The organism is Prevotella sp. HMSC077E09, assembly GCF_001814685.1.
In the GTDB taxonomy this organism is placed as follows: Bacteria; Bacteroidota; Bacteroidia; order Bacteroidales; family Bacteroidaceae; genus Prevotella; species Prevotella oris.
This window is the reverse complement of record NZ_KV817523.1, coordinates 1-15,382: the sequence shown is the minus strand read 5'-3', so window position 1 is coordinate 15,382 and position 15,382 is coordinate 1. Positions and strand designations below refer to the sequence as shown.

The following is a 15,382-nucleotide window of genomic DNA, read 5'->3' as shown; positions in this document are numbered from 1 at the left end:
GAACCTTCAAGGGCTTAGTTGCGGATTTGAGGGTATTCAAATATTTGTTTTACTTTTGTAATCTAATGTCTCATCTGCATCAGGTGACGGCTTAATACTAAGGAAGTAAGGGCCGAAAGGCCTACTGAAGATATGCTTATCTCCGTTGGGAGAAAGTTTTGTTTAATTAGTCGTGTATACTATAGCTCGTGAGAGTGTGGGTATACTAAATCTTAAAAGTTGAGTAAATAGAGAACGCATAGTCGGATGACCATGCGTTTTCGCTTTTTATGGGGTTTCATTCTTTGAAATAAAAAAATATCATTACTTTTGTAGTTAGTAATTGTAGCAAACACAAGAAGATTTTAATTTAAATAAACAGGAAATGACATTATATCCGAAATTGATTACCGACGCATTGGCAACTGTTATCTATCCCGGTACGAAAAATAACCTTGTGGAGAGTGAGATGGTTGTCATGGACGACATACATATTAGTGGTATGAGCGTGAAAGTAACGCTTATATTCCCTCGTGAGACTGATCCGTTCCTCAAGTCGACTGTAAAAGCGGCCGAAGCTGCTATCCATTACCATGTCAGTAAGGATGTTGAGGTGACGATTGAAACTGAATTTAAATCGGCTCCACGGCCGGAAGTGGGGAAGTTATTGCCCCAAGTGAAGAATATTATCGCTGTTAGTTCGGGCAAGGGTGGCGTTGGAAAGAGCACGGTTTCAGCCAACTTAGCAATTGCCTTGGCCCGGTTAGGCTATAAGGTAGGCCTGCTTGACACGGATATCTTCGGTCCGTCAATGCCTAAGATGTTTGGCGTTGAGGACGTCAGGCCTTATGCTGTGGATAAAGAAGGCCGTCAACTCATCGCTCCTGTAGAGAAGTATGGGGTCAAACTGTTGAGTATCGGTTTCTTTGTCAATCCTGATACCGCGACACTTTGGCGTGGAGGCATGGCAACTTCTGCCTTGAAGCAACTCATTGCTGATGCGGATTGGGGAGAGCTCGACTACTTTATTCTCGACACACCTCCCGGTACAAGTGATATTCATCTGACACTGCTTCAAACGCTTGCCATTACAGGAGCGGTCATTGTCAGCACGCCTCAGAAGGTTGCTTTGGCTGATGCTAAGAAGGGGATTGACATGTATGAGAACGACAAAGTGAATGTTCCCATTCTCGGTTTGGTTGAGAATATGGCCTATTTCACACCTGCAGAACTGCCGGAAAACAAGTATTATATCTTTGGAAAAGACGGTGCACGCAATCTCGCTAAGGAGAAAAACATACCTCTGTTGGCACAGATACCAATTGTGCAAAGCATCTGTGAGAGTGGCGATAATGGCGAACCGGCTGCTACAAAGGTAGATACTGTTATGGGACAAGCCTTTCTTAGTTTGGCACAAGCGGTCGTTACCGTGGTCAACCGGCGTAACAAAGAACAGGCTCCGACACAGATTGTCGATGTGAAAAACGAATAGAGATACGGTAATAAGGGCACAGTCTGCTTTCAAGTAGCTTATGCCCTTTTGCTTTTATGACTCACTTTCAAGATTGCATGAACTGAAAAATAAATACGATGAAAAGGATTTCATACATTTTGGGCATAGCCCTTTTTGTTCTGTTCACGGCAGGACTGCTTGTGATTGGGTTTCATGCGCCGCAGGGAGAGCCTCCTTATAGCTACTTGGAAGCCCAGAAAGAGGAGGTCAGTGTGGACAGTTTCGAAACTCGTGGCATACGTGGAGTAGAGGGCTTCTGGCTCTACGACATGCCTGATGCAAATATAAATATCATCATACGAACGACAAACGACCCTCGAAAATGCCGTGTCACTTATCCTAAAGACCTTATCCGAATGGTGCGCACGGCTACCGTTTTGCGGTGTGCGGCAACGCCGAAGGGGAAGACCATTGATAGTTGGATGAAACATCGTCTCGTTCATAAATATTCCGATTTTGACGTCCGTGTGTTGGCTGATCCATATGACGATAAAGCAGAAATCACAGAAAAAGAGAGGCGAAATTGTGAATATAACAATGGGGATATATTCATTTATATGACGGTGATGAGTAATTTTGAGGCTATTCGTAACGACAGTCCGGATTGTTACTTCTATTTGTACCATGTCAAGCTCCCGTCATTATATTATACAAACCAGGAAAGAGGATGTTTTTCTTTCTTGGGAAAAACGCAGATAGATGACTTTTGGTGTGCCTGGATTTCGGATAGATTAAACATGGGAGAGGCTCATATTAAGAACATGAAGATAGAGTTAGGTTATGACTTTACATATATGGATGATAATTGTAAGGTAGGACATTTATTAGTTACGGGTAAGGGAAACCTCTCTATCTTCAATGAAGAAGCTTATAGAACCATAGAAGTCAAGGAGGATAAATACGGTGATATTACCTATGGAACAGACTCTATTCCCATGGTAAAACTTATGAATAAAAAGAAATAATATGGAAGAACATCCTGTTTTCAGCCCAAATACATCCGCTTATATGAGTGCTTTATGGGCATCATTTAAAAAGAAAGCACTTTACACAACAGTCATTTTCTTAATCTTGATGGTGCTGTTTGATGGTTTCTTGGCAGCATTTCGTGGTATGGGTTCACCGACGGGACATGTCCCTATGTGCAGTGTGATAGAGGTAATCTATCCACTTGTATTTCTTGTCTGTTGCATCTTTGCCTCTTGGGGGACGAGTACTTCGGAGCAATTAAACGAATGTCATGTGAATATTCCCCGCGAATGGACCATTCGCTGGGCTTTCTTCGTGGTTTTCCCATTCTTGTTTTTCTTGATATGTGCCTATGTCATAGACGCTGTTATCGCTACTCCTAAAGCTCAACCCATGCCTTGGCAAGTGGATTTTGACTATATTCCGGGCGGCTATGTATTGCCACTTTTCTTCTTTTTTACGTCATTCTTCTTCCTTGTGTCTACCTATTTCTCACGCTTCACGTTTCTGATAGGCTGTGGACTCCTGTGCCTTGTCTATTTCATTCTGTATGTTTTGTTGCCGAGAGCTGTGTGGTGGTATGATGGCAGGTATGAATTCTCTCTGCCTGTTGCTCTTTTCCTTATCAGTATGTCAGTCTTGGCTTTGGCTCTGTCGTATTATAGAATAATGTGTATCAGGACAGAAGAAAGTTGATGTGCTTTTCTGTGATGCAACAAGGCATATCAGATGTGTTTCTGATTTGCGTCATATGAGGCTGTAATCTGCATCATATCAGCGTGTAACTTGAGTCACTTTACGTGCTGATTTGACGCAAGTTGGGAAACCATATGGAACATGTTGATAATCAGCATGGTATATCCTATGTTGCAAGGGCGTATGATAAACTTTTTCACTTGGAACAAAACAGACATAGAAACAGTACACTTATGGCTATAATTATTGTTTAATCACTAAGCGAACGCTGTCATCTTGTTTTTATTTTTAATGCGTTCGCAGATGTGATTTCTGTTGTTATTCGTCCGTAGGGCTCATTTCTTTTCCTTCGGTTGCGGTCGGAGTAGTTTTCTTGGCAGCCTTAAGCATTCTGTTTTCCTTGGCTGTTGCAGCCTTAGCTTTCAGCATAGCCATGCGCTCATAGGCTTGTCTGCGCGTGCGATTAATCTGATAGCGATAGACAGCACAGGTGATAAAGAAATAGATAACGGCTTGAAGCCATAGTGCAATGAACTCGGGTTCGATGTCATCAAGCGTACCCCCCATGCTGCTGATGCGCAAGAAGCCACGCACACCGAAAGTGGAAGGGAATATCTGAGCTATGGACTGCCAAATTCCCGGCATGTTGGGTTGTGGCCACGAAATACCTGTCATGAATAATAAAGGAATAGAGGTGAAGACCACGAGGAGCATCACATTCTCACGATATCTGACAATACAAGAAAGTGCCATTCCAAAGAAAATAACGGCCAAGAGGAACGGTATCATCAGCCCGATGAGATCGGTTGCACTTGCTAATGCCGTGAAATGGAAGAAGCGGGGCACGCAAAGTGTGAGATAGGCTGCCATGACTGCATAGATCATGAAATAGCACATTGACTTTCCGAGTACGATGCGAAAGATGCCCACGTAATGTTTACTGATTGGGATAAGTTCTTGATATCGGTTGTTCTCACGGGCTGTCCCGGCCGACAGTCCGATGCCGAGCAGCAGGGTTTGTTGCAGGATAAGAATGAGCACTCCGGGGAGTATGGCATTGCCGTAGCCACCTGTTGCATTGAATATGGGCACTTCCTCGAAGTCAAGTGGCTTGGTGGTTATCTCTTCATCTCGGGTTGTAAAGTTTCTCGACTGGCTCACCTGAATGTTGGCATTGATGTCAGAGGCTACGGCCAATGCAGTTTGATAGATAGCCTTATAAGTGAGCATGAGGCTCATATCGCAGTAGACGCCCACATGGGCTTGCTCACCTCGGTAAAGTTTATGGGCGAAATCATCCGGGAAATAGAGTAGTCCGTGAACCACTTGCTTACCTATAAGGTCTTTCGCTTCCTCTATACTGTTGCAGTAGTAGGCTGCTTTCACATCAGAACCGGCATCGAAACTACGGATGAATTCACGACTTATTTGGCTGTGACTCTGGTCTACAATCGCCACAGGAACATCGCGGACAACCTCATTGTTGTATATCCATGAATAGAGCAAAGGATAGAGGAGAGGGACAAGGATGAAGAATATCAGCACGCCTTCATCAGTGATGGTGGAGCGCATCTCCTTGGCCCAGATATAGCACATATCCTTGATGCCATTGCGTATCTTTGAAAATAATCCGTCTTCCATTAGGGTATATAAACATATAATAGCATGGAACGCTTGATGTTCCACATGGTGAAGATGGGCAACAGGCTGAAGATCACAAGTGCCGCAATATTGAACCACGCATCCATGAGCGGATAACCGTTGAAGATGTTGATTTGATAAATCATGTAATAATGGCGTAATGGAAAGAGTTGGGCAACGCCTTCAATGAACGGGTTCATTGCAAAGGCTGGGTAGGTGGCGCCACTGGTAGAGAAGCTCACTACTGACCAAAGCGAACAGACACTCATCGACATGCGCAGACTGGGCATCAGTCCGAACGTAAAGATGCCGAATCCCTGTGCAGAGGCAATGGCAAGAAAGCCCAAAAGAAGCATAGTGAGAATGCCTCCGGGGTGTGGAAAGCCTAAGACATAATAGATATAGAACTCAAAGGCATAGAAGATTGCAAGGAAAATCATCAGCTGAGGCAGCATCTTTCCGGTCAGGGCAATCCATGTTTTGTTGCCGGCCAAGGCCATCCATTCCTTTGAACGCTTGAACTTCAACTCTGTTCCTATAGAATAAGGTGTAAGGAGGAAGACAAACAACATGAGCAGTCCGGGCACCATGGCCGTGGTAAGATAAACGTTATAGTTGGCCCATGGGTTGCCAATCATGTGCAGATCAATGGCTATGGGCTGTAGGAATGTGCGGATTTCACGGTCTGTCTTTCCGTATGCACTAAGCTTCTGTTGTCCCACAGCAGCTGAACCAAGCGTACAAATGGTTTTCAAATCACGATAGAGCATGGAACCAGCTACGAGAGTTACATTGCTGTAATAGAATGAAACCTTGGGCTGATTGGAAGTCATCAGGCCGCTTGTTGTACCGCGTGGAATATAAAGAAAGGCATAAATCTGATTTTCCTGAATGGCCCGCCGTGCTTCGTTTACATTGTCATAAGAAGCTACAACCTTCGTGGTTTGGAAAGCATCAAGCCGCCGAACCATGGCCCGTGTGGTTGCAGTATTGTCTAAGTCTACCACGCCTACAGGCATATCGGTTGGCACACCGCTTTGCATCAGTGAGGTGAAAAAGTAGATGACAGCAATGGGAAACACCACCATGCAGAACCAGTAGATAGGGTTCTTGATGATGATGCCACATTCGCGGAGGGCAATCTGATATATCTGTCGGAGTGTGTGCATTTATTTCTTGATCAAACTCATACCTGGACGCAGGCCTTCCAACTTGTCAATGGGGCGTGCTTTCACCTCAAATGTCTTGAGATCATATTGCCCCGTGGTCTTTGTTGCTTTCCAGACAGCATAGCTTCCCTGGTCTTTGATATAGTAGACTTTCATGCGGATGTTTTTGTTGAAGGCCGGAACAAAAGCATTGAACGTGTCGCCAATCTTCATCCCTTTAAGCTGGTCTTCGCGGATGTTGAATGCACCCCACTGGTCACTCAAAATGGAAATGCTCATGATTGGTGAGCCAAGTCCCACGAGTTCGCCTACTTTGGGGTAGACATCGCTCACTTCTCCTTCAACCTGGGATACCTGAACAGTTTCTTTCAACAGTGAACTCACCACGTCAACAGCGCTCTTTGCTGCTTGTGCATTACTTGCTGCAATGCGCTTTTCCTGTGACCTTGCGCCATTCTTTGCCATTTCATACTGACTTTGAGCAGCTTTTACCTGTGCTTCAGATGCCTTGAACGCCGCGAAAGCTTCATCGCGTTTCTGACCGCTGATGACACCTTCATTATAGAGGTTCTGCATGCGGTTATAGGTTTTCTTCGTAATTTCAGCAGCAGCTTTTGCCTGCTGAACGAGTTCAAATGCTCCCTGGATTTGTTCCTTTCTGGCACCGGCATCGGTGAGATCCTGCAGTGCTTGGGTGGCTGCACCAGCTGCCTGAGCTACCTTCTTCTGTGCATCAATCTCAGGAATTTCAAGGATTGCCAATGTGTCTCCTACATGAACGTAGTCGCCTTCTTTGACTCGAAGGTCGACAACTCGGCCCGGAAGTTTGCATGAGATGCGGTATTCAGAAACTTCAACTTCGCCTTGAATGGTGTCGTCTTCCCTGCCAAGTGTGAGGAAACCGATAAGACCTACAATGACAACAACGAGGACAAAGCCGATGATTGCAAGTAGAATGTTGTTATGTTGTGATTTTGCTGACATGATATTTCTTTATTTTCAATATTAATAATTCAATACACCGAGGGCCTTTTGTAGGTTTACCTGAGCTAATTTTACTTCTACTTCGGCATCAATCTGCTGGCTCTGTGCCTGTTGCCATGCCGTTTGTGCCGCCATGACATCAGTTGTTTCCATGACACCTTCCTTGAAACCGACATTGGCACAACGCAGGTTTTCTTCGGCGCTCTTGATGTTTTTACGAGCCATCAAGAGTCGTTTGTGAGCTTCCTTCACTTTGAACTGGCTCTGTGTTATCTGTAAGCCAATCTTCTCTTGAGCATCGGCAAGTTCCATCTGGGCCATGCTTGTGGCTGCTTTTGAAGCACGCACTTTGTAGGCACCTTCAAACCAATTCCACACAGGAACCTGTACGATGACGCCAACGTTCCATGTGCCTGCCAGCTTGCGTTCAAAGCTGTTGAAGAGGTTGGGATTGCTGACAAGGTAGCCACCCGTCAGCAGAACATGTGGAAGATAAGTCGCACGGACAAGTTTCGTGGCCTGTTCGCTGATGTCGACCGCATTCTGAAGCATGCGCAGTTCCGGGCGATTGGTATTGGCCGAGGCCTTATCTGCAACGGTAGCTGATTGTTCATTAAGGTTGACATTCAGCTGTTTGCGGTCTTCATCGGCCAAAGTGATATCTTGATCCATGGGGAGTCCGCAGAGCTGACACAGCAACATCTTGGCCAATGCAAGTCCGTCTTCAACCTGGGTCACTTGCATTTCGGCCTCATTCACTTTCACATCTACCTTCAGACCGGCTGCACGCGTGGCAATTCCCTGCTTAATCATCTTGTGAACATCACTGTCAAGCTTCTTCACCAGCCCGAGATAACTGTCAGCCAAGGCCTTTTTCTGCTTCAGAGAAACCACTAACCAGTAGGCCTGGTCTATGCTGTAGAGGGTTGCCTGTGTCTTTGCATCAGTGTCATTGGCAGTCAACTGTTCGTTGATTTGTGCAATGTTGTTGAGTGCAGTGATAGCCCCACCCATGTAGATAGGCTGACGAAGCATGACAGCTCCACCCCAAATGTGATGGGTGTTGGTCTCTAATGACTTGGTGATAGAGCTGCCTATTTCGTTTCCGGTCTTGGCAATCGGTGTGCTGATCTGACTCACCATGCTATTGATCCGTTGGGCAACTGCAGGAGTTATCACCCCTTGTTGCACTAATCCGGTAATCATTCCGCTGAGACTTCCGCCTGCCGCAGTAGTGAAATTGGTGCCTAAATTGTTGAGCGCACTCTTCTGATCTTTGCTCAACAAGGAGATAGTTTCACTGAAATACTGGTAGCCTCCCGCTGCATCTACCTTGGGCAGATACTTCGTTCTGGCAGCCTTACGGATGTTCAGTGCCACCTCCTGTTTCAGCTTGGAAACGTTTATCTGCTTGTTGTTGCGCAAAGCAAGTGCACGACAACTGTCAAGACTCAACACATTCTGAGCCTCGATGGGCAGCATAACGCCACAAAGCATGAATATGGAAAGTATTTTCTTCATCTATTATGACTATAGAGTTTTTATTTGAAAGAGAAGCTTCGCGAGCCTATCATGTTGCCATCGGTAAAGATACTGACATTGTAGGTGCCTTCCAACAGTGCTTGGTTCACAGTCCAGAACAGTGTGACCGGTGTCTCCTGCCCACCATATTCAATGGTCTTCTGCATGGTACTTGCCAACGTTTTGTTCTCATATTGGAATGAACCTCCACCGCTAAGCAAAGTACCTGAAGGTGAGGTGATGCGCACATAAATGGTCTTTGTGCCGTTTCCTGCCGTCACGTTTTTGCTTATAGTGAAGTTAAGTTGCAACGCTGTGCATTTTGAAATTTTAGTCGTAGTCTTGCCATGTTTGTTCTTTCCTTGCAGTGAAATATCAGTCGCATCAAGCTGGGCAGCAATGGCAACTTTCTCTGACAAGGATGCTTTTTCGCTGTTCAAGCCTTCTATCTGGCGGGTGGCTTCTGCATATTGTCCCTTGATTTGAGTGTTTTCAGCTGTCAGGTTCTGATTTAATCGATTGAGTGAATCTATCTCTATGACATAGCTTCGCAGTACTTTCCTGACCGTAGCCAACTCTTTTTTCAAGCGGGCAATCTCCGCTGCATCAGTGCTCTTGACATGGCGCAGCTCATCCAACAGTCGCTGTGTGCGCTCCTGTTCTGCAGTCAGTTGCGCCACAATAGAATCATTGGTGATTTGAGTTTTCATCTCACTATATTGATTGGCGAACTGCTGATATTCGTTTTCCATTTCCTTCTTGTCAAGCTCGGCCAGTTCCTGCATGGCTTTATTCTCTTTCTTCTGATTGCTGAGCGTGATTGAGAGATAGATTATTCCTCCTACAAGCAGCAGTCCTACAACAATTACAGAAATCAAAGTCTTCTTATTCATATATTATATTGCATCTTCTGTTAATTATCTTCGCAAATTTACCGAATTTATCTTAATTATCAAAATATTTTGATTGATCAAGAGAATTCCGTTGTGTTTTTTTGCATTTTTACCGAGAAAACGGACAATATTCAAAATATTTTCTTAATTTTACAACCGATTTTCTAATGTAAGAGGACTAAATGAGTATAATGAAGTTTGTCAAGAAAGCGTTTTATCTTTATTATGACGGCTTCAAACAGATGACGCTGGGTAAGACGCTGTGGCTGATTATCCTTGTCAAGTTGTTTGTTATTTTTGCCGTTCTGAAGTTGTTTTTCTTTCCTGATTTCATTGGGACAAGAGTAAAAAACGGCGATAAGGCAGGGTTTGTCAATTCGCAGTTAGAGCGTCGTTTGCCTTGAATAACACCTTAATTTTAACCTTGTATTTCAACTAAGTTTTAATAATAATCAAAAAAACAACATTATGATGCATCAACTTTTAGATGTCAGTGCGGCTACAATTGATTGGTCACGGGCGCAATTTGCACTTACAGCCATTTACCATTGGCTGTTTGTACCGTTGACACTTGGCCTCGCATTGATTATGGGAATCGTTGAAACCTGTTATTATCGCACACGGAAACAGTTCTGGAAAGAAGCTTCCATGTTCTGGCAGAAGCTTTTCGGAATCAACTTTGCTATGGGTGTGGCGACAGGTATTATTCTTGAATTCGAGTTTGGAACCAACTGGAGTAACTACTCATGGTTCGTCGGAGACATCTTCGGAGCACCTCTTGCCGTTGAGGGTATCCTTGCTTTCTTCATGGAAAGTACATTCGTTGCAGTGATGTTTTTCGGTTGGAAGAAGGTTTCGGCCGGCTTTCATTTGGCTTCAACATGGCTCACCGGACTCGGTGCAACCATATCAGCTTGGTGGATATTGGTAGCCAATGCGTGGATGCAGTACCCTGTCGGTCAGACCTTTAATCCCGACACCATGCGTTTTGAAATGAATTCTTTCTTTGATGTCGCACTGTCACCTTTTGCTGTAGATAAGTTTTTCCACACCGTTACTTCATCATGGATCATCGGTGCCATCTTTGTGGTTGGCGTCAGCAGTTGGTACCTGCTGAAAGGCCGTGAGAAGCAATTGGCAGTCAAGAGTATGAAGATTGGCACGATCGTAGGTCTTTGTGCATCACTCTTGGCAGCGTTGACTGGCGATAATTCTGCATATCAAGTGGCACAGGTTCAGCCTATGAAACTCGCTGCAATGGAAGCGCTCTATAATGGTGGAAAGACACAGAGTCTGTCGCTTATAGCCGGTGTCCCGTTTGGTGGTCAGCCTGATTACCGCAATGTTGACGAGCCACCTTATAAAATAGGTATGCCCAAGGCACTCTCTGTTTTGGCTACACACGACTTCGATGGTTATGTGCCGGGCATCAACAATCTCATTGATGGTTACGTGAAGGAAGACGGTACCAAGGAGCCTTCTGTGGCTGAAAAGATGCAGCGCGGACGCATGGCTATCACGGCTCTGCAGCAGTATCGCGCAGGTAAAAAGGATGAGGCAACACGCAAAACCTTGACAGACAATATCAAATACTTCGGTTATGGTTATGTAAAGTCTGCTGACCAGATTGTGCCGAATATACCACTTAACTTCTGGTCATTCCGTGTTATGGTGGGGTTAGGCATCCTCTTTATTCTCTTCTTCCTGATATCCGGCCATGTCAGCTGGCGCAAAGATATCTCTGAAAAGCGTTGGCGTTGGCTTCATATCTCAGCTATCGTGCTTGTTCCTTTGGCTTATGTTGCCAGTGAAGCAGGCTGGGTTGTTGCAGAAATGGGCCGTCAGCCATGGACTATCCAGGACATGTTGCCTACCTGGGTTGCTGTGAGCGACCTCAATGCAGGCAGCGTCATGATTACTTTCTTCCTGTTCCTTGCGCTCTTTACAACCATGCTTGCGGTTGAAATCAATATTCTTTTCAAACAAATCAAGAAGGGGATGGAGGCCCCGGCAGTATGACATATACATTCTTACAGCACTATTGGTGGTTGCTGGTTTCTGTTTTAGGCGGACTCTTAGTGTTTCTGATGTTCGTGCAGGGAGCCAACTCTTTGATATTCAGTTTGGGGCATACACCGGAAGAACGTCGCCTTGTTGTCAACTCCACTGGGCGTAAATGGGAGTTTACCTTCACTACGCTTGTTACCTTTGGCGGTGCTTTTTTCGCCTCGTTCCCACTTTTCTACAGTACCAGTTTCGGTGGTGCTTATTGGCTCTGGATGGTCATTCTGTTCACTTTCGTGTTGCAGGCCGTGAGCTATGAGTTTCAGAATAAACTCGGGAATTTGCTCGGAACACGCACTTTCCAGTGGTTTCTTGTCATCAATGGCATTGTAGGCCCGCTGCTCGTGGGCGGTGCTGTTGCAACTTTCTTCAATGGAAGTAACTTTCTTATCGACAAGATGAACATCACAGACTCCATGCAACCTGTCATCAGCCGTTGGGCCAATGCAAGCAATGGTCTTGATGCTTTGCTCGATCCATGGAACCTCATCTTCGGCCTGGCTGTTATGTTCCTGGCACGCGTTCTCGGTTTGTTCTATATTATTAACAATGTGGATGACAAAGCAGTCAATGAGCGGTCACGCCGTCATCTGATTTATAATGTGGTGCCATTCCTCGTGCTCTTCCTTTCATTCTTAGTGCGCACGCTGTTGAAAGATGGCTTTGCTTATCATCCCGAAACAGGCATCATCTTCATGGAACCGATGAAATATCTCCATAATCTCATAGACATGTGGTATGTCACCCTCGTATTCCTTGCAGGTGTTGTGCTGCTGCTTTTTGCTGTGGGACGTACGGTGTTGAAGGCTGCCTACACGCGTGGCATCTGGCCTGCAGGTGTCGGAGTTATCCTTGTAGTCATAGGATTACTGCTTTTTGCAGGCTGGAACAACACGGCTTACTATCCGTCGAACGCTGATCTGCAGAGCAGCCTGACCATCATGAACAGCTGTAGCAGCGAGTTCACGCTTACTACAATGTCGGTGGTTTCATTGTTGATACCGTTTGTGTTTGCCTATATCTTCTATGCATGGCGTGCCATTGATGGAAAGAAAATCAACCGTGCAGAAATTGAAAATGACGAAGCATATTAAAGAATTTTTATAACTCCGACCTTTGTTTTAACTCTGACTGCAGGCCACTGTGAATAGTGGTCTGCAGTTTTCTTTGTGGGGAAAGGATGGTTCCCTATGGATATGTATATATTCAAAAGAGTTACCTTGTTTGCAATCTGCGTCACATTACAGGATAATCTATGTCATTTCGCATTGCCTTTTGACGCATATTGCATGCCAATATGCCACAAGTTAGAGCCTGAGATGACTCATGTTAGAACATCATATTCATTGCGCTGCATCTTTTCTCGATAGCGAATAGTCGACTTGTTGGATTTAATTTCTGTTATTCGCGATATATATTGCTGACTGTATCGCAGCCGCATACCCTCCAAGCTAAATACTTTGATGATGCTTTTTGACCAATCTTTCACCCGCTCCTAATTCCCACTAAGACCGTTTGTTATCGTTCTCTCTGAAGTCTTTTGTTGCGAGTGGCTATAGATGATAGGGCGGATCTACCTGTAAAGTTCTGTCAGGCGTTGCATGATATAGCGTGCCTGGTCAATGTCATTGCCTACAGAAAAACTCTTTTTGCTTTCGTCTTGAAGCGTGATGATTACCTGATAGTCATTGGCAATGTAGGGATTGGCGCTGTTGTTGAAAGTGATGTCGCTGATATCTTCTTGATTGATGCGTTGCTTGTTGATGATGAGAAAGTCTGCATAAAGCATCAAAGGCAACTCCTGTCGGGTATTGGTGAGCGCAGAAATACTGAGCACTTCAACAGGTTCGCCATATTGCTTGATGACCTCGTTTATATATTCTTCTTCAGTATTCTCATCGGTCTGCAACTCTTCTTTAGGGCATTTGTTGTTTGCTGAAAAACTTTTCCATAGGATATAGAGGCAGATGACTGCTACTGCTATCCATAAAATAATCTTAATCATGAGCTTTATTTTTTAGATGAATAATAACATTTACAAAGTTAGTATTTATTTTGAGAAATCTCTTGTGAGCAGAGAAAAAATCATCGAGAAAGTATTTTTAGCGTTGGCCATGACTTTTGCTGTTGCATTTTTGTGCTGTTGGAATCGCCCGTACTGTGCTCTTATAGGCTGTATTTGCATTTTGTAAGCATGAGCAGTTTTAATTTGTTTTATAATAATCTTTATTCCTTTTTCCCCGCTTTTTCCTACTTTTGCGGTATGAATACATTTTGGATGATTGTTTTTCTGCTTCTCCCTTTGTTGGGATGTGGCTATGTTGGTTGGCATGTCTGGCTGATACTACCCTTTGGTTATGCTTTGAAAAGTATCATTTTGGGCCTGATGGTGCTGTCGTTCCTTTGCATGTTCTTCAATTTCCTTGTTGGTCTCGATGGCTTGCCTACGGTTTTTGCCCGTTTACTTTATGAAGTTGGCTACTCCTCGATATTCGTGTTGCTCTACCTGTTCATGCTTTTCTTTGTGGCAGATATGGCTCGTTGGATTGGAATTTTACCCCGTGAATATCTCCATGCAAGCGGAGTGGGGAGTCTTACGGTGTTGTTACTGATAGTTGGGGTGTTCACCTATGGCAATCTTCATTATTATAATAAGGTGAAAGTTCCTATAGATTTGAAGTCACCAAAGAAGTTGAGGCAGCCTGTAAAAATGGTTATGGTGAGCGATCTGCATTTGGGATGGCATAACACGCGGACTGATTTGGCTAAATGGGTAGACATGATTAATGCTGAAAATCCGGACTATGTGCTCATTGCCGGAGATATTGTTGACTTCAGTGTCGTGCCGTTGTTGCGTGCAGGTATGGCCGAAGAGTTTCGCCGTTTGCAGGCTCCTGTCTATGCTTGTCTTGGAAATCATGATTATTATGCTGGCGAACCAAACAGTGAAAAATTCTATCAGACTGCGGGTATCAAACTGTTAAGAGATGCCGCTGTGGACTTGGGGAATGGTGTGGTGTTGATAGGTCGTGATGACCGCACGAACAAACGGCGCAGACCTTTGCATGATTTGATGACGCATATTGATGCTTCAAAATATCTCATTCTGCTTGATCATCAACCTTATCATTTGGAAGAAGCGGAGCGAAACAATGTTGATTTTCAATTCAGTGGGCATACGCATGATGGACAGGTGTGGCCCATCAATTGGATTGTGAGGTCTATGTATGAAAAGAGCTATGGTTCGTTGGTGAAAGGCCGCACGTTTTATTATGTTTCCAGTGGACTCGGTATCTGGGGCGGAAAATTTCGTATTGGCACACAGTCTGAATACTGTGTGGTCACGATTGAATAATCCGTTTACAGCAAATGGGCAGGAGTAGCGATAGAATGCAGGTTTGTTTTTGCTGATAGAGGGCCTTTCCCTATTCTGCTTCTGCTGAGGAAGATGCGCTGAAGATGTGCTGTGCCAGTCTTCCAATCAGGGCTTCTGGTTCAGAACTGTATTCTTTTTGTTCTTTCAAGAGCTGTTTTTCGCTAACTTTGAAGAATGGAAAAAGAACTTTCTTACGCGTACATTATTATATAATATGATTATTGGAAGGAATAATTTAGTAAGGGAATGTGATACTTCAAGTGAAAAATAATCTACATAAATGGTTGTAAAACTTTACAAAATATGGCTTTGTTTAGCGTCTTAATTTTATTGGAAGTCTCTCCACTTCTGCTCAACTTTTCTTCACTTGCCCTGAAGTTTAGATTAATTAACATTTTAACTATCTGATAATCAATGGCTTTTCTTTCCCTAGGAACAAGAACAAAGAACAAGAACAAGAACGACGGAAAGAAACAGAAGAAAGGGAGCCGCCGACGCCGAAGTGTTCTCTGTGTAGTTTTCTTTACAGTTGCGTCGCAGTCTTCAAGCTTGCGGTCAGCCTCTCTGCGGTCAGCCG

At 44.4% G+C, this 15,382-nt stretch carries 14 protein-coding genes; 7 read left to right on the top strand and 7 right to left on the bottom strand.

The genetic code is table 11. From position 1 onward, the window contains the following. Window positions 1–364: 364 nt before the first annotated feature. The 3 genes from HMPREF2983_RS03825 (at window position 365) to HMPREF2983_RS03815 (ending at window position 3,157) form a co-directional block, all read left to right on the top strand. A complete protein-coding gene (locus HMPREF2983_RS03825) occupies window positions 365–1,471 on the top strand; it encodes an Mrp/NBP35 family ATP-binding protein (protein WP_070666918.1) in 1,107 nt (368 codons plus the stop codon). 98 nt (window positions 1,472–1,569) lie between these two features. Next, on the top strand, window positions 1,570–2,457 hold the full coding sequence (locus HMPREF2983_RS03820) for a hypothetical protein (protein WP_070666916.1): 888 nt from the start codon (window positions 1,570–1,572) through the stop codon (window positions 2,455–2,457). Window position 2,458: 1 nt separating this feature from the next. After that, entirely contained in the window at window positions 2,459–3,157 is a 699-nt protein-coding gene (locus tag HMPREF2983_RS03815) for a hypothetical protein (RefSeq protein WP_070666914.1), read from the top strand. Between the two features lie 318 nt (window positions 3,158–3,475). On the opposite strand, the gene HMPREF2983_RS03810 is transcribed toward HMPREF2983_RS03815, so the two are convergent. Genes HMPREF2983_RS03810 through HMPREF2983_RS03790 form a run of 5 tightly spaced genes read right to left on the bottom strand, consistent with a single transcriptional unit; the run spans window position 3,476 to window position 9,365 of the window. Next, entirely contained in the window at window positions 3,476–4,798 is a 1,323-nt protein-coding gene (locus HMPREF2983_RS03810; protein ID WP_004371403.1) for an ABC transporter permease, read from the bottom strand. Beyond that, window positions 4,798–5,967: an ABC transporter permease gene (locus tag HMPREF2983_RS03805; RefSeq protein WP_070666912.1), complete on the bottom strand. Its 1,170-nt coding sequence runs from the start codon at window positions 5,965–5,967 to the stop codon at window positions 4,798–4,800. The genes HMPREF2983_RS03810 and HMPREF2983_RS03805 overlap by 1 nt, the downstream gene beginning before the upstream one ends. Further along, complete coding sequence (locus HMPREF2983_RS03800) at window positions 5,968–6,951, bottom strand: HlyD family secretion protein (RefSeq protein ID WP_070666910.1); 984 nt, start codon at window positions 6,949–6,951, stop codon at window positions 5,968–5,970. Window positions 6,952–6,972: 21 nt separating this feature from the next. Next, a complete protein-coding gene (locus HMPREF2983_RS03795; protein ID WP_026285877.1) occupies window positions 6,973–8,472 on the bottom strand; it encodes a TolC family protein in 1,500 nt (499 codons plus the stop codon). 20 nt (window positions 8,473–8,492) lie between these two features. Then, window positions 8,493–9,365 (bottom strand): coiled-coil domain-containing protein, encoded by an 873-nt coding sequence (locus HMPREF2983_RS03790; protein ID WP_018919528.1) that lies wholly within the window; start codon window positions 9,363–9,365, stop codon window positions 8,493–8,495. Between the two features lie 182 nt (window positions 9,366–9,547). On the opposite strand from HMPREF2983_RS03790, the gene HMPREF2983_RS03785 reads away from it, so the two are divergent. The 3 genes from HMPREF2983_RS03785 to HMPREF2983_RS03775 all read left to right on the top strand — a co-directional run bounded on the left by HMPREF2983_RS03785 (window position 9,548) and on the right by HMPREF2983_RS03775 (window position 12,523). Then, window positions 9,548–9,769, top strand: a complete 222-nt coding sequence (locus tag HMPREF2983_RS03785; protein ID WP_004371389.1) for a DUF4492 domain-containing protein — start codon at window positions 9,548–9,550, stop codon at window positions 9,767–9,769. Between the two features lie 64 nt (window positions 9,770–9,833). Then, on the top strand, window positions 9,834–11,384 hold the full coding sequence (locus tag HMPREF2983_RS03780; protein ID WP_070666908.1) for a cytochrome ubiquinol oxidase subunit I: 1,551 nt from the start codon (window positions 9,834–9,836) through the stop codon (window positions 11,382–11,384). Continuing rightward, window positions 11,381–12,523 carry a cytochrome d ubiquinol oxidase subunit II gene (locus tag HMPREF2983_RS03775; protein WP_004377319.1) on the top strand — a complete coding sequence of 381 codons (1,143 nt, stop codon included), beginning with the start codon at window positions 11,381–11,383 and terminating at the stop codon, window positions 12,521–12,523. The genes HMPREF2983_RS03780 and HMPREF2983_RS03775 overlap by 4 nt, the downstream gene beginning before the upstream one ends. A gap of 479 nt (window positions 12,524–13,002) precedes the next feature. On the opposite strand, the gene HMPREF2983_RS03770 is transcribed toward HMPREF2983_RS03775, so the two are convergent. Both HMPREF2983_RS03770 and HMPREF2983_RS13935 read right to left on the bottom strand, forming a co-directional pair. Then, window positions 13,003–13,434: a hypothetical protein gene (locus tag HMPREF2983_RS03770; RefSeq protein WP_070666906.1), complete on the bottom strand. Its 432-nt coding sequence runs from the start codon at window positions 13,432–13,434 to the stop codon at window positions 13,003–13,005. A gap of 45 nt (window positions 13,435–13,479) precedes the next feature. After that, window positions 13,480–13,761, bottom strand: coding sequence for a hypothetical protein (locus tag HMPREF2983_RS13935; protein ID WP_168166198.1), 282 nt, complete (start codon window positions 13,759–13,761; stop codon window positions 13,480–13,482). On the opposite strand from HMPREF2983_RS13935, the gene HMPREF2983_RS03765 reads away from it, so the two are divergent. After that, window positions 13,693–14,784: a metallophosphoesterase gene (locus HMPREF2983_RS03765; RefSeq protein ID WP_070666904.1), complete on the top strand. Its 1,092-nt coding sequence runs from the start codon at window positions 13,693–13,695 to the stop codon at window positions 14,782–14,784. The two genes, HMPREF2983_RS13935 and HMPREF2983_RS03765, sit on opposite strands and share 69 nt — an antisense overlap. Window positions 14,785–15,382: the final 598 nt, after the last annotated feature.